The sequence below is a fragment of the Acidisoma sp. genome (assembly GCF_035492295.1).
Taxonomy (GTDB): domain Bacteria; phylum Pseudomonadota; class Alphaproteobacteria; order Acetobacterales; family Acetobacteraceae; genus Acidisoma.
Genome location: NZ_DATJJK010000144.1, coordinates 1 through 17,522, shown reverse-complemented (window position 1 = coordinate 17,522; position 17,522 = coordinate 1). Strand labels below are relative to the sequence as shown.

The following is a 17,522-nucleotide window of genomic DNA, read 5'->3' as shown; positions in this document are numbered from 1 at the left end:
GCACATTGAGGGTCGCAATCAACGGAAGGTATCGATGGCCGGACAGCCCAGCGGCTCGAGCGTAACCCCCCATGAAGATACGCTGCGCCAGGTCTTCAACCACAGTGTCGCGGCCGGCCCGTCGTGGATGCCCCATTATGTCTGGAGCACCATCATCCTGCTGGTGGCGGCGGCGGTGGGGCTGCTTCTGCACTGGGCGACGCTCCGCCTCTTCAAGCGGTTTCGGCCGCCAAGCAAGGTGCGGACCTTCTTCGAACTTTTCGTGGAGAACACGCGGGGGCCGAGCCGGGTAGCCTATGTGCTCTTCTTCGCCGGCGCGGCGCTGCCCTCGCTCAGCTACTCCGCCGCGACGACGCTGACCATCGCGCATCTGCTGGCGGTCGCTTTCGTCTTGCTGGTGGGCTGGACGGCGATCCGGGCGATGGAGATCCTCGCCTCCCTTTATCTCGCGCGCTTCCGCACGGATATCGACGACAATCTCCTGGCTCGCAAGCATCTGACCCAGATCCGCATCCTCAAGCGGGCCGGGGCCATCCTTATCGCCGTCGTCACCGTCGGCATCGCGCTGATGACCTTCGATGAAGTGCGGCAATACGGCATCAGCCTCTTTGCCTCGGCGGGTGCGGCAAGCTTGGTGCTCGGTCTTGCCGCACGGCCGCTGCTCACCAATTTGATAGCTGGCGTCCAGATCGCCATCACCCAGCCGATCCGGCTGGAGGATGCGGTGATCGTGGAAGGGGAATGGGGATGGATCGAGGAGATCACCGGCACCTACGTCGTCGTCCGGCTGTGGGACTGGCGGCGCATGGTCCTACCGATTTCCTATTTCCTGGAGAAACCCTTCCAGAACTGGACCCGGGAATCGGCCGCCCTTATCGGCACGGTCTATCTCTACCTCGACTGGCGGGTGCCCGTGCAGGTGGTGCGCGACAAGCTGACCGAGATCGCGGCCGAAAGCGCGCTCTGCGACGGCAAAGTGGTCAATCTCCAGGTCAGCGACGCGCGCGAGGCGGTCATCGAGCTGCGTTGCCTGGTCAGCGCGCGCACGGCGCCGCAATGCTGGGATTTGCGCTGCGAGGTGCGAGAGAAGATGATTGCTTTCCTGCAGCAGGAGCATCCTTACGCCCTGCCACATACCCGCATAACGATGGATCGGGCACCGGATTCTGCTGCAGCGCAGCAACAGTAAACAGTCAAATTTATGTTGCTATGCAGCATAAATCATTCGGTTTTGAGACAAAAATCAGCGGAAACAATCATTTAGAATTTAATTGTCCAAGCAACCCCAGGTCGATGCATAGGTATGTTGCCTATGCGCGCGTTGGGCCGGGCAATTGGCGAGGTTAGAGCCTAGTCTACGTCTTTTGGCATGGGAGCCTGGAATGAATATAGCAGCGCAAACCTCAACAGCGTCGGGTTCGACCGGGGAGCATAGTTTCTTCACCGGCGGCATGGCGGCTCTCGCAGGTCTCATGTTCGGCCTTGACATCGGCGTGATCTCCGGTGCTCTCGGCTTCATCGGCACAGCGTTCCATGCGAGTGACGCGGCTAAGGAGTGGATCGTCAGCTCCATGATGTTCGGCGCGGCGCTGGGTGCGCTTGCGGCGGGTGTTCTCTCCTTCCGCCTCGGGCGCAAGGTTTCGTTGATCCTCGGCGCTATCCTCTTCGTCATCGGCTCGCTCCTCTGCGCCGCCGCCTGGTCAATCGAATCTCTCATCGCCGCCCGCGTGATCCTCGGTCTCGCCATCGGCATCGCGACCTTCACCGCGCCGCTCTACATCTCGGAAATCTCCCCGCCCGAGAAGCGCGGCTCGATGATCTCGACCTATCAGCTGATGATCACCATCGGCATCCTCGCCGCTTTCATTTCCGATACGCTGTTCAGCTACATCGGGGCCTGGCGCTGGATGCTCGGCATCGTCGCGGTCCCTGGCGTGCTCTTTCTCATCGGCGTCACGCGCCTGCCCAATAGCCCGCGTTGGTTGCTGATGCGTGGCAAGGGCCGCGAGGCGCGCGAGGTGCTGACGCAGCTGCGCGGCAACAAGCAGCGCGTCGACGCCGAATACAAGGAAATCGAAGAACAGCTGCGCCGCCCGCAGGTCGGCTGGTCGCTGTTCCGCGCGAACTCGAATTTCCGTCGTTCGGTTTTCCTCGGCATTGCCTTGCAGATCATCCAGCAGCTGACCGGCATCAACGTCGTCATGTATTATGCGCCGCGCATTTTCGAGGCGGCCGGTTTCCACGGCCATATGCAGCTCTGGGGCACGGCGATCGTCGGCCTAGTCAACGTGCTCGCGACCTTCATCGCCATCGGCTTCGTCGATCGCTGGGGTCGCCGCCCGGTGCTGCTGAGCGGTTTCGTCGTTATGGTCCTCGGCATGGGCATCCTCGGCTATGTGCTGAACCTCGGCCATCTGAGCGTCGGCATGCAGATCTTCGCGGTCGTGATGCTGCTGCTCTTCATCACCGGTTTCGCCATGTCGGCGGGTCCGCTGATCTGGGTGCTCTGCTCGGAAGTGCAGCCGACCAAAGGGCGCGATTTCGGCATCGCGGCCTCGACGCTGACCAACTGGGTCGCGAACTTCGTCGTCGGCCTGACCTTCCTCAGCATGCTGAACAGCTGGGGCTCGGGCCTGACCTTTGGCTTCTATGCGCTGCTGAATGCCCTCTTCTTCGTCTTCACGATCTACTTCGTGCCGGAAACCAAGGGTGTGACGCTGGAGCATATCGAGGCCAATCTGATGGCCGGCAAGCCGCTGCGTAACATCGGCGCCTGATCACCGCCCCTTCGGCGGAAGCAAAAAGGGCTGGCCCGGGAAACCGGACCAGCCCTTTTTATGGGCCGCAGAGGATTGGCAGGAGGCGGGAGAGCGTGTCGCTCAGCCGTTGCCGCTCGATTGGGGCGCGTCCATATGGCCCAGCCACAGCACCGGACCCTGCGGCAGGCCCGTGGTCGAGCCGCCCTTCTGTTCCAGGCTGACCATGATCTCCATCGGCGCATGCATCGAGGCGGGCAGCGTGATGGTTTTTCCCTCTGGCGTGATGAGGCCCAGCGGCTTCGGCACCTTCTCTCCGTCCGGCAGGCCCCAGAGTTCCAGGTCGTGCCCGACGGCGACGGCGATCTTCTGCAGCGGCTTGAACTGGACGGCGCCGTTCGGCCCGGCGGCGGCCAGCCAGAAGGGCGTGCTACCCTTCGGGGGTGTCAGCACAGCGCTTGCGAGCGGAATTCCGGGCGCCTGCAGCGGCTTTTCAGGCGGGCTGCGCAGGATGACGAGTGCGGCCATGGCGGCCGCCAGCGCGAAGCCTGCCGCCGTGGTGCCACGCCAGAAGCCGAGACGGCCCCAGATCGAGCCGGCCTGCGCCGGCCGCGCCGCCGCTGCGGGCGCTTCGCTCAAGCCGCAAGTGGCGGCGATCCGGGGCCAGAGCGAGAGCGGGGGAGCAACCGGCGGCACCAGGACGGCCAGCGGCGCGAGCCGGTTCTCCCAGCCGATGATGGCATCTGCCAATGCGTGCTCGCGGTCGGCGCGATGCAACACCGCATCGCGCTCCGAGCCTTCCAGGACCCCAAGCACATATTCGGCGGCGAGAAGATCGTCGTCTTCGCTGGTGCCGCTCATGCTTCCAGGCACCGCTTGAGGCTGGCGAGCGCCCGCCTGATCCAGGATTTGATGGTGCCAAGCGGCGTGCCGGTTTGCGCCGCGATTTCGCTATGGGAAAGGCCTTCGGTAAAGGCCCGCATCAGAAGATCCCGACGGTCGGGCTCCAGTTCCTCCAGGCATCGGTGCAGCGCCGCGCCTTCCGTGCTCGCCTGCAACTGGTCGAGGGCGGATGGCGCCCCGTCCGCCTCCTCGGGTGGCTCGTAGCCCGGCTGTTCGCGGGCTCGCCTGCGCGTGATGTCGAGCGCACGGTAGCGCAGGATGCTGATGATCCAGGCGGCGGCGGCGCCGCGCGCCGGATCGAAGCGCACCGCCTGGTTCCAGACCTGGACGAAGGCATCATGCGTCGCGTCGGCGGCGAGGCCAGGATCGCGGGTGATGCGCATTGCCAGGCCGTGCATCCGCGCCGATTGCGATTCGTAGAGGGTGCGGAAGGCCGCGCGGTCGCCGCTCGCACAACGCAGCAGCAGCTGGCTGAGTTCGGAATCGCCGAGGTCCCGCGGCATAGCCTGAGTCGTCACCAGAGCCGGAACCCTCCCGATAGCGCGCACGCGGCGCGCATAGGCTGCTCCCCGCATATTGCCCGGCCGGTGACGTGTGGCAAGCCGGCTGCGTGCGTCTAGGGCGCCGAAGGCCATCGGTTACTTGTCCTGTTTTTCGGGAATTACTCCCGCCTGTCCCTCCTCTTACGGGCGGCGTGGCCCTGCGGATGCCGCAAGCGCCATCATCGCTCTCATGTCGCAATGGACGGCTAGGTGATCGGCCAACCCGTCGAGGGCTGCTTCCACCGCCGTTGCGTGGCGCCCGGTGCTGGGGGCGAGGGCGAAGCCGGCGCGCCAGGCATTGCGCTGGCGGTCATCTCCGAAAAAGCCGTGGACATAGCTGCCGAGGACGCGGCCGTCGGGCGATTGCGCGCCCTCCGTGCGCCCGTCGCCGAGGCGCAGCAAGGGCCGCGCCGCATCGGGGCCGGTGGTCACGCCCATATGCATCTCGTAGCCTGAAAACGGTACGCCGTCGGCCAGCGTCTCTCCGCGCACCGCGGCCAGCTGTTTCGGGCCGCGCAGCACCGTTTCGACCGCGAGCAGGCCGAGACCGGCGACGGTGCCAGGCGGCCCCTCGATCCCCTCGGGATCGGCAATGATCCGGCCGAGCATCTGGTAGCCGCCGCAAATGCCGAAGATGCGGCCGCCGCGCCGGTGATGGGCAAGGAGATCAGCGTCCCAGCCCAGGGCGCGCAGGGCAGCGAGATCGGCCATCGTCGTCTTGGAACCCGGCAGGATGACGAGATCGGTATCGGGGGGAAGGGGCGCGCCGTCCCGCAACATCACAATGTCGATATCGGGCTCGCCGCGCAACGGATCGAGATCGTCGAAATTAGCGATGCCAGGAAGCACGGGGACGGCGATGCGAAGCGCGCCGCCCCGGCGTTGGGTGTCGGGCGTCAGATCGGCGGCGTCCTCGGCCGGCAGGCGATGCGCCTCGCTGAAATACGGCACCAGGCCGAGCGCTGGCCAGCCGGTCCGTTCGGCGATGAAACGCATGCCCTCGGCGAAAAGACTGGCATCACCCCGCATGCGGTTGACGATGAAGCCGCCGATACGCGCGGCGTCGGCTGGCGGCAGCACGGACTGCGTGCCGACGAGGCTCGCGATGACGCCGCCGCGGTCGATGTCGCCCACGAGGATGACGGGCAGGTCGGCCGCCTCGGCGAAGCCCATATTGGCGATGTCATGGGCGCGCAGATTGACTTCCGAGGCGCTGCCCGCGCCCTCCACCAGCACGATATCCGCCTCTGCCCGCAATGTGTCGAAGCTCTCCAGCACATAGGGCAGAAGCTGCGCCTTGATCTGCTGGAACTCCCGCGCGCGCGCCTGGCCCCAGACGCGACCCTGCACGACGATTTGGGACCCGACCTCGCTCTGCGGCTTGAGCAGGACGGGGTTCATATGAACCGAAGGCGCCACGCCGCAGGCCAGCGCCTGCAGCGCCTGGGCGCGGCCGATCTCCCCGCCATCGGCCGTGACGGCGGCATTGTTCGACATGTTCTGCGGCTTGAAGGGCCGCACGCGCAAACCCTGGCGCGTCAGCAGGCGGCAGAACCCGGCGACGAGCGTGGATTTCCCGACGCTCGACCCCGTGCCCTGGACCATCAATGCACGGGTCACCCCCGCCCGCCTCAGGCGCCGAAACGGCCGTTCTTGGGAAAGCCCACCGGCGGCTGGCGCCCGGTCTGGGCGCGGGCGCCGAGCCAGTCCTTCAGATTGGTTTCGGTCCGCGTGCGCTCGCCCGACTTCCAGGAAAGACCGTCGGCGAGCTTGAAGATGCGCAGGTCGGCAACGCTGCCATCCTTGTATTTCTGCAGCTGCACGCCGAGGCCGCGCGCCATTTCCGGGATCTGCTCAAGCGGGAAGACCAGCATCTTGCGGTTCTCGCCGACGATGGCGAGGTGGTCGCCATTCCCCACCGGCGTGGCGATTGCCAGCTCCTCGCCGGGCTTCACCGTCATCACCTGCTTGCCGGCCTTTCGCTCGGAGAGAAGATCGTCCGCCCCCACCACGAAACCGCGGCCGGGTGAGGAGACGAGCAGGTATTTCGCGCCCGCCTCATGGGCGAAGAGCGCGACGACCTCATCCTCGTTGCCGAATTCGGCAAGCAGGCGGATGGGCTGGCCGTCCCCACGGCCGCGCGGAATGTCCCCCGCGCGCAGCGTATAGGCGCGGCCGTTGGTGGCGAGCAGCATGAGCTTGTCCGTCGTCTCGCAGGGCAGCAGCAGGCGCAGCGCATCACCATCCTTGAAACGCAATTCGGCATCGGGCGCGATTGCGCCCTTCACGGCGCGCAGCCACCCCTTCTTGGACAGGATGACGGTGATGGCTTCGCGCTCGACCAGCGCGGTTTCGTCGATGTCGATGACGGCGGGGGCGGAGCCGATGGCGGTGCGGCGCTTGCCGAGCGGGCCGTCTCCCCAATTCGCGCGGATCTTTTCGAGTTCCGTGACGATCCGGTCCCAGCGCAGCTTTTCGCTGCCGAGGAGCGTGCGCAGATCCTTTCCTTCCTTGGCGAGATTCTTGTGCTCCTTGCGGATCTCCATCTCCTCGAGCCGGCGCAGCGAGCGCAGCCGCATATTGAGGATGGCTTCGGCCTGCAGGTCCGTCAGGTCGAAAGCTTTCATCAAAGACGGCTTTGGCTCGTCCTCCTCGCGGATGATGCGGATCACCTCGTCGAGATTGAGATAGACGGCGAGATAGCCGTCGAGAATTTCGAGGCGCCGCTCGATCGCGTTAAGGCGATGCTGCGAGCGGCGGACGAGCACCACGTGGCGGTGGTCCAGCCAAGCGCGCAGCACCTCTCGCAGCGGCATGACGCGGGGCGTGCGGTCCGCATCCAGCACATTCATGTTGAGCGGGAAGCGGGTTTCCAGCGCCGAAGTGCGGAACAGGCTTTCCATCAGCATGGAGGGTTCCACCGTGCGGGTTTTGGGTTCCAACACAATGCGAACCAGTTCGGCGCTTTCATCCCGAATATCGGCGAGAAGCGGTAGCTTCTTGTCTTCCATGAGCTGCGCGATCTGCTCGATCAGGCGGGATTTCTGCACCTGATAGGGAATTTCGGTGACGACGATGGTCCAGGTGCCGTGCTTGCCCTGTTCCACCGACCAGCGCGCGCGCAGGCGGAAGCCGCCGCGCCCGGTCTCATAGGCCTGCAGAAGTGCCGCTTTCTCCTCGACCAATTCGCCGCCGGTCGGGAAATCGGGGCCGGGCATATAGTCGAGCAGCTCGGCTGTCGTCGCTTCGGGTTTGCGCACGAGGAGAATGGCGGCGGCGCAAACCTCGCCCGCATTGTGCGGCGGAATGGACGTCGCCATGCCGACCGCGATGCCGGCCGCGCCATTGGCCAGGAGGTTGGGAAAATTGCCCGGCAGGACGAGGGGTTCCTGCTCCTCGCCGTCATAGGTCGGACGAAAATCGACGGCATCCTGGTCTATGCCCTCGAGCAGTGCCTGGGAGATTTCGGTCAACCGCGCTTCGGTGTAGCGCATGGCCGCGGCATTATCGCCGTCAATATTGCCGAAATTGCCCTGGCCCTCGATCAGCGGATAGCGGACCGAGAAATCCTGGGCGAGGCGGACCATGGCCTCATAGATCGAGGCATCGCCATGGGGATGGAACTTACCCATGACGTCGCCGACGACGCGGGCGCATTTCTTGAAGCCCGAGGTCGGATCGAGCCTGAGCTGCTGCATGGCGTAGATGAGGCGGCGATGGACGGGTTTCAGCCCGTCCCGCACATCCGGCAGGCTGCGGGACATGATGGTCGAGAGCGCATAGGCGAGGTAGCGGTCGCTCAATGCCCCGGCGAGGGGGGCTTCCTCGATATGGCCGGCGAAATCGTCAGGCATCAGAATCTCCGGGAGGCGGGATGGTCGGCCTCCATAGGCGAACAATACTGGAACGCGATGGGTGTGTCAGCCGGAGCGTGAGGGTGCGTTGGCCTCGGCTATCCGCGTCTCGACCAGTTGATAAAGATGCCGCCGCGCTTCGGGAAGCGGGCGATGGTGATGGCCGAAGGCGTCACGCTCCAGGAAATGGCCGGTGAGGCGCAGCGCATCGCGCCAATCCTCGGGCGCCGCGCCGGTCTCGTTGGCGCCCGGGCGCAGAAAGCCGGGCAGCGGCAGGAGCCGGTCCCGCCATGCGCCGGCGGCCTCTTCCGAGACCGCCCGGCCAGTGCGGGGGGAGACGCGGGTCAGCCCCTGGCTTGCTCCGGTAACGGCGCAGGTCGCGAGATCGAGCCCGTAGCCGAGATCGGAGAGAAGGGTGAGTTCGAAGCGCACGAGATCGGCCGGCGTCGCGTGATGGGTGGCGATTCGCGGCAGCAGATGAAGGAGCGCCGCGAAGCTCTGTCCATGCGGCTCGCGCTCGGGCAGGGCGCCTGCGGCGACCGCGCAGGCGGCCCGCAGCAGCGCGAGGGACAGCGGCTCCTCCATGGCACCCGGGGCGATGGCCTGTATCGATTCGCCGGTCAAATGACCGAGCTGTTCCGGCAGTCGCCCGGTCCAGCGCAGCGCGAGAAGATTGCCGCTCTGCCAAAGAGCCACCTGACGGCGGCTGGCGCCGCCGCGTACCAGGCCTTTATGCAGGCCCTGGCCCGACGTGAAGACCGAGACGATGAGATCGGCATCCCCATAAGCGCGAGCTTCCAGAAGAATGCCGGGCTCTTCCCACTCCATCGGGGGTTCAGAGATGCTCCTTGAGGCGGGGCATGAGTTCGACGAGGTTGCAAGGCCGCTGGCGGATATCGAGCTGCGTCACGAGAATGTCGTCCCACCCGTCCTTCGCCGCGCCGGGACTGCCGGGCAGCGCGAAAAGATAGGTGCCGTTCGCGACGCCGCCGAGTGCGCGGGACTGGATCGTGGAGGAGCCGATCTTGGCATAGCTCAGCATGCGGAACAGTTCGCCGAAGCCGACGATTTCCTTTTCAAGCACGCGCGCAAAGGCTTCCGGTGTCACGTCCCGGCCGGTGATGCCGGTGCCGCCGGTGGAAATGACGACATCGACGGCGGGATCTGCGATCCAGGCGCGCAGCTGCGCTTCGATGGCGCCCACGTCGTCCTTCACCAGTTTGCGATCGACGAGCTTGTGCTCGGCCAGTTCGATCCGGGAAACGAGCACGTCTCCCGAACGGTCCTCCGCCAAGCTCCGGCTGTCGGAGATGGTGAGGACGGCGATATTGACCGGCACGAAGGGGCGCGAGAGGTCCATGGGCCTCTTCTAATGGATCGTCGCAGAACTTGCGATAGCGACGCCGACGCCGGAGGGGCCGGTGAGGTGCGGGAAACTGCCCTGGACGAGCGCCTCGAGGCTCGGCACCGGCAAATTCATCTGGGCGGCGTAGGCCCAGCTGTACCGCAGCACGCAGAAAACAAAATTGCGTGTCTCGCGATTTGGGATCATTTCGATATAGAGAAGAGGATCATGCTCGGCGACCTGATCGTTGCTCCAGCCGGATGTTTCTGAAGGTCCGGCATTATAGCTCGCGAGAATGCGAATGAGGTCGCCGTTGATGTTGGACTGCGATGCCAGATATCTGAGGTAGCGCTGACCCATTTCGAGATTGAATTCAGGATCTGAGAGGCCCTGCCGCTTCAGCTGCGTGGCACCCCATTTGTTCATGAAGGCGGCGGTCTGCGGCATCAGCTGCAACAGGCCGCGCGCGCCTGCGCCGGACACTGCCTTGGGATCGAAATTCGATTCCACCCGCACCAGCGCGTAGAGCAGCGCCGGATCGACATGGAGGCCATGCTTCGGGAAGAGCGAGAGCGGGGGGATCACCACGCTGCCCGGGGGATGAGCCGGGTCGAGCGAGGCAATCTGACTGGCGAGCGTCGCCATGCCGGCCTTCCAGGCGACCAGCATGACGGCGCGCCGCATGCCCGGGTCCTGCGCGATCTTGGGATAGAGAGCACGCAGCTCCTGTTCCGCCAGATGAGTCTGACCGACTTGCAGGAGCGCGAAGGCTCGCTCGCCATGGGGATTGGAAGCGACGGCCTCGAGATCGGCGAGGCCGAGCATCTGATGATCGAGATCGTGGCTCGGGCTGTCCTGGCCCAGAATGCGCTGCGCGAGGGTCGCGTAGAATCCCGATCCGCTGGCAGCGGCGCGGCGGAGCCAGGTCAGGTAGAGCATCTGTTTGTCTTGGCGCAGTGCGCTGCGCGCCGCCCAGAAGGATGCCGCCGCGCGGAGCTGACTGGAGGCCTGAGGCGCACCAGCGGCCGCGGTGAAATAGTCCAGAGCCTTGGCATCCTTCGCGACCCAGGCGGCGAGCCCGGCGATGAAGGGCGGCAGACCAAGCTTGCCGTGGGACTCGGCGATCGCACCATGCGCGAGATTGGCCGCGAATGCGTTATGGCCATTGGCGAAGGCGATGTGGGCGACCTCGGCCCTGAGCGTCGCGCCATAAGCCTGGCTAATCTTGGCGGCGCTGATGGCGGAGACCGCCTGAGCGAGCTTGTCGGAATGGGCGAGGTCGAGAACGCGGGAATCCAGCCCCGGCTGGTTTTCGACCCCGGTATCGGGCGGCCCCATGTCGAAATCGGCGCCGTCGGCATTGGTCGGGGGGGAGAGATAGGCCGGCTGCAGCCGTGTGGGCATGGACCCGGCGGTGCCGTGCAGGCGCAGGCTCAGCACATGCGCGATCGCCGGCGCTTCCGGCTGGTCGCCATAGGAGTCGAGCCAGTTCTTCAGTGTCGCGGCGCTAGGCTTGGTATAGGGGCCGGTGTAGCGGTCGGCCAGGATGGCGCCGAGCAGCATCCGGTTGGAGAGCTGCGCCGTGGCCTTCTCGGCATCCGCGATCTTGCCCTTGGCCTGAAGCGCGAAAATCTGTCGGACCAGAACCGCATCGCTGGGGTTCAGGGGTTGCGGAAACGCAAAAGCATCGCCGCCTTCGGGGGCCGATCGCGGCACCGCGTAAGCAGACTGGTCGCTGAGCTTTGTCTCTGAGCCGGCCTTTTCCTGGGCGTCTGCATGCAGGCCTGGGGCGGCCGTTCCAGCAAGAATCGCGGCCCCCGCGATGATCGCTTTGGGGCTGAAAAGACGGGAGAACGAACTGCCGATCCCTCGCATGGGCAGGGTCGCTAAACAAGTTTCTCCTGGATGGCAACCTCACGGTCATGGGAGCTGCCTCCTATTCACCCATCATGCGCGAGAAATGCGCAGGAATCGGGCGAATCGATGTGGTGAATTTTTCGTCAATCACGTCGCCAGCCGCTCGCGGAGGGCGAGCAGATCGGCCCAGGCCTCCCGCTTGGCGAGCGGCGTGCGCAGCAGATAGGCCGGGTGATAGGTCGGCAGGCAGGGCAGGGGAGCAGCGAGCCCGGGGATCGCGAGCGCTTGCCAGCGGCCACGCACTCGCCGGATCCCCTGGGTCTGGCCGGTGAGCGCGCGCACCGCGGTGGCTCCCAGCAAGACCAGGATGTCCGGCGCCACGAGGGCGATGTGCCGCATCACGAAGGGCAGGCAGGTGGCGATCTCGTTCTCCGTCGGCGTGCGGTTGCCGGGCGGCCGCCAGGGCAGGATGTTGGTGATGAGCACGCGGCTGCGGTCGAGGCCGATCGAGCCCAGCATACGATCGAGCAGCTGGCCGGAGGCGCCGACGAACGGCAGGCCGGCGCGATCCTCGTCCGCGCCCGGGGCTTCGCCGACCAGCATGATGCGGGCTTCGGGATTGCCGTCCGAGAAGACGAGGTTGGTCGCGGTATCACGCAGCGCGCAGCCCTCGAAGCCGGCGATCGCGGCGCGTAGTTCGGCCAGGGTCCCGGCCGTGGCGGCAAGCGCGGCGGCCTGGGCGGCGGCCGGCCGGCCGGCCGTGGGGCGGGAGAGCGCGCGAGTGGGCGACGCTTGCGCCGGCGTCGGCAAAGGCGCCGCACCCACGGCGATAGCCATCGCACCTGACGGCTCGGCGTGCTCGCCGGCCGGGTGCTGAGGCGGCAAGGCGGGCTCGGTCTCGGCCAAAGCGAAGCGGTCTATTCCGAGGTCGCTCAACCCTTCATCCGCCCCCCATTCGATCTGCAGGGCGAGAAGGGCCAGCGCCGCGGACCTCTCCGCTTCCGCGCCGAACAGGGCGTCTTGCATGTCGGGTGGCCTCTGCGTTCCGGGTGGTGTTCTGCCCTACCGGGGCATGACGCGCTTTTTACTGTCAAGCAATGGGTCGGTTCTGCGCGTGTCCCCCGATGGCGCAGCCGCCGCTCGGCTGGTAGCATCCACGGCATGAGAAACGCTCCCATGCTCGGCCGCTCGGTTCTTCTTGCCCTGACTGCCCTTTCCGCCTGTGCCGCGACCACGCCGCCCGGCTCGGCGGGGACCGGCCGGGCCGGCGCCTATGGCAGTTTCCTGGTCGGCCAGTATGCCGCCAGCCGATTCGACTTCCCCGTGGCGGCCGAGGCCATGCGCCGGGCGATGGCGGATGACCCTTCGGCCGGTGCGACCCTCTCGGGCCGCGCCTTCCTGCTGGAACTTCTGGCGGGCAACGCCGGCACGGCTGCGGCGCTTGCAACCCAGGTGCCCAAGGATGCGCTTGCCCAGCTGCTGCTCGCCGGGTCCGAGGCGCGGGCCGGCCATTGGCAGGATGCTCTCGGCCGCTATCAGGCGCTGCCGGAGCAGGACGGGCTGACCCGCATTCTCAAACCCCTCCTCGTCGCCTGGGCGCAGCAGGGCGCGGGCGATACAAGCGCGGCGCTCGCCACGCTGCAATCTCATGCGACCGGCGGCTCACGCACCATTTTCGCGCTGCATACGGCGCTGATCGCCGACCAAGCCAAGATGATCGCGCTGGCCGCCCAAAATTACGGAATCGTGCAGGGCAGCCTCAACGTCACCAATCTGCGCCTCGCCCAACTGCTGGCGAGCTGGGATGCGCGCACCGGGGACACGGCGAGCGCGGATCAGGTGCTGGATGCGCTCTCTCCCGATCTGGCGCTCGCCATGACGGTGCCGGCGCTCAAGCAGCATCTGAAGACGCCGCCCGTCGCCAATGCCGTGCAGGGATTGGCGGAGGTCTATATCAACCTTGCCGCCGCTTTCGAGGACGAGGTGGTGAACAATCCCGGCCGCGAGGGCAACCGGGCGGCGGCGCAGCAGACCGTGCTTACCCTGCTGCAGCTCGGCCTGCAGCTGCAGCCCGATCTCTCCTCGGCGCGGCTCCTGCTCTCCGAAGTCGTGGACCGCGGCAACAACTCGGCCGTCGCTCTCGCTCCCTTGCAGGACATCCCCGCGAGCGATCCGCTCTATCCCCTCGCCGTGCTGCGCCAGGCGGTGCTGCTGACCCGGCTCGGCCAGGGGGACCAGGCGCAGCAGAAGCTTCAGGATCTCGCAAAGCGCTATGCATGGAGCCCGGAGCCGGTGCTTGCCCAGGCCGACCTGCTTCGGCAGCAGAAGCAGTGGCTGCCGGCCGCCGCCCTCTATACCAAGGCCATTCCTCTCCTGCCGACGGATAGCCCGGCCGCCTGGGTGATCTATTACGATCGCGCCATGTGCTACGATCAGGGCGGCGACTGGGCAAAGGCGCAGCCCGATCTCGACACCGCGCTGAAGCTCTCGCCCGGCCAACCCTATGTACTGAACTATCTCGGCTACAGCCTGGCCGTGAAGAAGCAGAACATTGGCCAGGCGCGGACGATGATCGAGCAGGCGCTCAAGGTCGTGCCGAATGACGGCGCCATTATCGACAGTCTGGGCTACGTCCAGCTGCAGCAGGGCGATGCGCGGGCGGCCGTCCGCACGCTGTCCCAGGCCGTGCAGCTCGAACCCGAGGATCCGACCATCAACGCGCATCTGGGGGACGCCTATGCCGCAGCGGGCGAGCGTCTGCAGGCGATCTTCCAGTGGCGGCGCGCGCTGCAGCTTGATCCGGAACCTGATCTCGCAAACGAACTGCTCGCCAAACTGCAGATCAAGCAGGCTGCAGCACCCGCGGTTCATACGACGAACTGACCGGCCGCCCTCATGAGGATGGAAGAGGCAGCGGGCTTCGCGCCCGCGAAAGTGAATCTGACCCTTCGCGTCACCGGCCGCCGGCCGGACGGCTATCATCTGCTGGACAGTTTCGTCGTCTTCGCGGGCATCGGTGACCGGCTTTCTGTCAGCCCCGCCCGCGATCTCTCTCTGACGATCACCGGTCCGTTCGGCGGCGCGCTTGCGGCGGCGGAGGACAATCTCGTGCTGCGCGCGGCCCGGGCGCTGGCCGAGGCCGGCGGGATCGCGCCTCTCGGCGCGGTCACGCTCGAGAAGAACCTGCCCATAGCCTCGGGCATCGGCGGCGGCTCCGCAGACGCAGCGGCCGCCCTCCGCCTCCTCGCCCTCTCTTGGGGGCTGTCGGTGCCGCCCGAGGCTCTCGCCACCATCGCACTCCGGCTTGGCGCCGACGTGCCGGTCTGCCTCCTGCGGCAGCCCGCCCGCATGGCCGGGATCGGCGAGGTGATCTCTCAGGTGCCGCCTCTGCCTGAGGGGCTGGGACTGGTGCTCGTCAATCCCGGTCTTGCCTGCTCGACACCCGCGATTTTTCGTGCCCGCGCGGCGGCCGGGTCCACGTTCTCGCCCAGCGATGCCGTGCCAGGCCGAGGGTTCGAGAGTGCTGCTGCCTTGGCCGAGGCGCTGTCCGCCAGCGGCAACGACCTGGAAGAGCCAGCCATTGGCATGACACCCGAAATCGGCGCGGTGCTGCGTGCCATCGACGGGACGGCGGGCTGCCGCCTCGCGCGCATGAGCGGATCGGGTGCGACCTGCTTCGGCCTCTTCGCGACGGTGGCCGAAGCAGCGGCGGCGGCAGCGGCCTTGCACCATCCGGGATGGTGGGTCTGGGGTGGAGGTCTTTACGAGCCCCCCCGCTCGGCCTTATGAGCATGCCGCCGGCCTGGACCGGCGCAGCATCTTGGGGCGTAGCCAAGCGGTAAGGCAGCGGATTTTGATTCCGCCATGCGAAGGTTCGATTCCTTCCGCCCCAGCCAGTCAGCCTGCCGCAGCCGCGCGATTGGCGATGCGCCGCTCTGCGGCTGCAACGATGGCTGCTCGGAGGTCGGCGGCGGAGGATGCCTCGATGGGAACGGTGAGGCGCTGCTCGCGTGCCAGAAGGCGCAGGTTGTCCGGGCTCTCAATACCTCCAAGCGCCGCAAGGGCCGCCTCCCGACCGCCCGTGCGGACGACGACTACGACGTTGGGTGAGAACGGATCAAACGGCGGAGGTGGGGAGAGAGGACCTTCAACCGAAGGCGGCCGCGCCGCGGGCGCGGGAGCCTCGACCTGCGCTGCCGGAGCCACCCGCACGCGCACCTGCGCAATGTCCTCCCGGAGGCGGCGCACCAGCCGATCGCGTTCCTCGGTGGCGATACCGGGCTGCGTCTTCAGGACGCGGCGGAAATATGCGTCCTGCGAGGCCCCCGACAGCGCTTTGGTCTTCTTGCGCATTCCTGACTAGGCCGCCTTCTCGCGCAACCGCGCATCGCCCAGCACCTCGTCGTGCAAGGCGCGTAGGTACGGCATGGCATCTCCGTACTTGGCTTCCATCGTCTGGCGCGCCTCCTCCCAGTCGAAGGCACGCGCAATGCTGTCCGACGCGGGCAGGCGAGCCTTGAGCAGTGGATGATCGAGGGCCAGTTGCTCGATGAGGAGCCGCTCGTGGCCGCTGCCGTTGAGACAGTTGGCGAGGCAGGCGTAACGTCGCTCGGAGTGCGCGATGGCGGCAAGCTGCTCGGCGGTCTCGACCCGCTCGATCAACATCGCAACCCGGTCAAGCGCGAACTGCGAGACGAAATCGGGACGAAAGGGCACAACGACGTAGTCAGCGAGATCGAGTGCGGCGAGCGCCGCAAACGACAGGCCCGGTGGACAGTCGAGGATGACCAGGTCGAAGTCCATGCCAAAATGCTTCATCAGCCGTTTCATGCGTCCGCGAACCTGCACCGCCACGGCATCGGCGTGGAGGTCCTTCTTGGAATGCTTGAGCAGCAGCTCGCCTTGTATTTCCTCGAGCCGCTGCGAGCCGGGCAGCAGCGAGACGCGGCCGGGCGAGGACCTCGAGTGCGCGACATCGCCGACGTCGGAGAGAACATAGGCGGATTCGTCCTGGGCGACCTTGTCGAAGCGGTCGTAGAAGTAGTCGGCAATGGTGTGCCCGGCCCTGCAGGCGCGCTCCCAGGAGAGGCCGCCCACCAGCATCAGGGAGGCGTTGCACTGGGTGTCGAGATCCATCACGAGAACACGGCGGCCGGACCACGCGGCGGCCGCATGCGCCAGCATGACGGCGATCGTCGACTTGCCGACACCACCCTTTCTGTTCGACACCGCCAGAAACTGCGCCATCCTCCACCCTTTCTGAAATAACACGCGGATGGAGGGGGTTAAGTGATTCGCGGGAAGCGCGCACGCGGCACGTGAGAGCGCAATCGGCGGGCGCTTTCGAACGACTTCCTTTTTCCCCGTGCTAGCGTGCACGCTTTGGATACGGGAACGGTTCGCATGGAAGGATTGCGATACGTGCGTCGGGCAGCGTGGGGCATCGCGCGCATTGCTTGTGCTCTGGCCGTTCTGCTTGTCTGCTCTTTTTGGGTGCATGCGCAAGCGCCCCGCAAAACCGATCCGCGGAGGGAGCGGCTGCTCCTGGGCTGGGACGGCAAGCCGGTCACGCGTTCATGCCACGCCGATGTCGGCGACCTGCAGAGCTTGAAGGCGACTCTGATCGAACACGACAAGGCCCGGATCGGCTTCAAGAACAAGATCCGCCACGGCGTGTTCTCAGGCGGGGAGTTGAGCGGAGGGCGCATCAGGACCGCCAGCCCGCTCCCCCTCGTCGACATGATCGCGCGACGCCTTGCCGATCTGGAAGGCTCCGGGGAGACGGCGGCGCTGCTCTACGATGTCGGTGTCTCGGGTCAGCAGTACGCGCTCTGCGTATGGCTGTTTTCGGCGCGGGGCCTCGAAGCAGCGGCAACGGTGCCCATCGCCGAGCACAGTCCCTTTCGGTCGAGCTCCGCCGCCGCAATCGTGCGCCGCGGTCTCGATGTCGAGGGACGAGCGGCCGTCCGTGCGCCGCGCCTTCGGATTGGGCAGGCGCCAGAACAAGCGGCCCGAGAGAGCGAGCGTGCATCGGAGCAGCTGACGGCGGAGGCTTGGTCATTGCTGCTGCCCGACCCCGTGGCGTCAAGGCTGAAGGCGTCAAACGCCAGGCGCCTCCTCATCCTTCCGGTGTCGGATATCGGCTTCGTGCCGTTCGCGGCCCTGCCGCTGGGCGGCCAGCGGCTGGTCGACCGCTTTGCGCTGGTGCTGCTGCCGGATGTGGAAGCGCTGCTCGGTCTGTCTTCGGATTCGCAAACCTGGAACA

Annotated in this window: 15 protein-coding genes and 1 tRNA gene; 6 read left to right on the top strand and 10 right to left on the bottom strand. The window is 66.4% G+C overall.

What is annotated here, in order from left to right; translation table 11 throughout:
- Positions 1 to 34 precede the first annotated feature (34 nt).
- Positions 35 to 1,189, top strand: coding sequence for a mechanosensitive ion channel family protein (locus VL752_RS10295; RefSeq protein ID WP_325354809.1), 1,155 nt, complete (start codon positions 35 to 37; stop codon positions 1,187 to 1,189).
- A 193-nt stretch (positions 1,190 to 1,382) separates the two neighbouring features.
- Positions 1,383 to 2,777 carry a sugar porter family MFS transporter gene (locus VL752_RS10290; RefSeq protein ID WP_325354807.1) on the top strand — a complete coding sequence of 465 codons (1,395 nt, stop codon included), beginning with the start codon at positions 1,383 to 1,385 and terminating at the stop codon, positions 2,775 to 2,777.
- A 102-nt stretch (positions 2,778 to 2,879) separates the two neighbouring features.
- On the opposite strand, the gene VL752_RS10285 is transcribed toward VL752_RS10290, so the two are convergent.
- The 8 genes from VL752_RS10285 to VL752_RS10250 form a co-directional block, all read right to left on the bottom strand.
- Positions 2,880 to 3,617: an anti-sigma factor gene (locus tag VL752_RS10285; protein ID WP_325354805.1), complete on the bottom strand. Its 738-nt coding sequence runs from the start codon at positions 3,615 to 3,617 to the stop codon at positions 2,880 to 2,882.
- A complete protein-coding gene (locus tag VL752_RS10280) occupies positions 3,614 to 4,294 on the bottom strand; it encodes a sigma-70 family RNA polymerase sigma factor (protein WP_325354803.1) in 681 nt (226 codons plus the stop codon). The genes VL752_RS10285 and VL752_RS10280 overlap by 4 nt, the downstream gene beginning before the upstream one ends.
- A gap of 48 nt (positions 4,295 to 4,342) precedes the next feature.
- Complete coding sequence (locus tag VL752_RS10275) at positions 4,343 to 5,806, bottom strand: cobyric acid synthase (RefSeq protein WP_325354841.1); 1,464 nt, start codon at positions 5,804 to 5,806, stop codon at positions 4,343 to 4,345.
- Positions 5,807 to 5,832: 26 nt separating this feature from the next.
- Positions 5,833 to 8,055 carry a DNA topoisomerase IV subunit A gene (gene parC, locus VL752_RS10270; protein WP_325354800.1) on the bottom strand — a complete coding sequence of 741 codons (2,223 nt, stop codon included), beginning with the start codon at positions 8,053 to 8,055 and terminating at the stop codon, positions 5,833 to 5,835.
- 66 nt (positions 8,056 to 8,121) lie between these two features.
- A complete protein-coding gene (gene recO, locus VL752_RS10265; protein WP_325354798.1) occupies positions 8,122 to 8,883 on the bottom strand; it encodes a DNA repair protein RecO in 762 nt (253 codons plus the stop codon).
- 7 nt (positions 8,884 to 8,890) lie between these two features.
- Entirely contained in the window at positions 8,891 to 9,415 is a 525-nt protein-coding gene (gene moaB / locus VL752_RS10260; protein WP_325354796.1) for a molybdenum cofactor biosynthesis protein B, read from the bottom strand.
- A gap of 9 nt (positions 9,416 to 9,424) precedes the next feature.
- On the bottom strand, positions 9,425 to 11,275 hold the full coding sequence (locus VL752_RS10255; RefSeq protein WP_325354794.1) for a lytic transglycosylase domain-containing protein: 1,851 nt from the start codon (positions 11,273 to 11,275) through the stop codon (positions 9,425 to 9,427).
- A 129-nt stretch (positions 11,276 to 11,404) separates the two neighbouring features.
- Entirely contained in the window at positions 11,405 to 12,283 is an 879-nt protein-coding gene (locus VL752_RS10250) for a uracil-DNA glycosylase (RefSeq protein WP_325354791.1), read from the bottom strand.
- A 135-nt stretch (positions 12,284 to 12,418) separates the two neighbouring features.
- Here VL752_RS10250 and VL752_RS10245 point away from each other — a divergent pair, with 135 nt between their 5' ends.
- From VL752_RS10245 to VL752_RS10235, 3 genes are all read left to right on the top strand, one after another.
- Complete coding sequence (locus VL752_RS10245) at positions 12,419 to 14,140, top strand: tetratricopeptide repeat protein (protein WP_325354789.1); 1,722 nt, start codon at positions 12,419 to 12,421, stop codon at positions 14,138 to 14,140.
- A gap of 12 nt (positions 14,141 to 14,152) precedes the next feature.
- Complete coding sequence (locus VL752_RS10240; protein WP_325354787.1) at positions 14,153 to 15,046, top strand: 4-(cytidine 5'-diphospho)-2-C-methyl-D-erythritol kinase; 894 nt, start codon at positions 14,153 to 14,155, stop codon at positions 15,044 to 15,046.
- A 32-nt stretch (positions 15,047 to 15,078) separates the two neighbouring features.
- A tRNA-Gln gene (locus VL752_RS10235) sits at positions 15,079 to 15,153 on the top strand.
- A gap of 1 nt (position 15,154) precedes the next feature.
- Here the strand turns inward: VL752_RS10235 and VL752_RS10230 are convergent.
- Both VL752_RS10230 and VL752_RS10225 read right to left on the bottom strand, forming a co-directional pair.
- A complete protein-coding gene (locus tag VL752_RS10230) occupies positions 15,155 to 15,610 on the bottom strand; it encodes a hypothetical protein (RefSeq protein WP_325354785.1) in 456 nt (151 codons plus the stop codon).
- Between the two features lie 6 nt (positions 15,611 to 15,616).
- Positions 15,617 to 16,504 (bottom strand): ParA family protein, encoded by an 888-nt coding sequence (locus VL752_RS10225; protein WP_325354783.1) that lies wholly within the window; start codon positions 16,502 to 16,504, stop codon positions 15,617 to 15,619.
- A 174-nt stretch (positions 16,505 to 16,678) separates the two neighbouring features.
- Here VL752_RS10225 and VL752_RS10220 point away from each other — a divergent pair.
- Positions 16,679 to 17,522, top strand: an 844-nt coding sequence (locus tag VL752_RS10220; RefSeq protein WP_325354781.1) for a hypothetical protein, incomplete at its 3' end; no start/stop codon positions are given.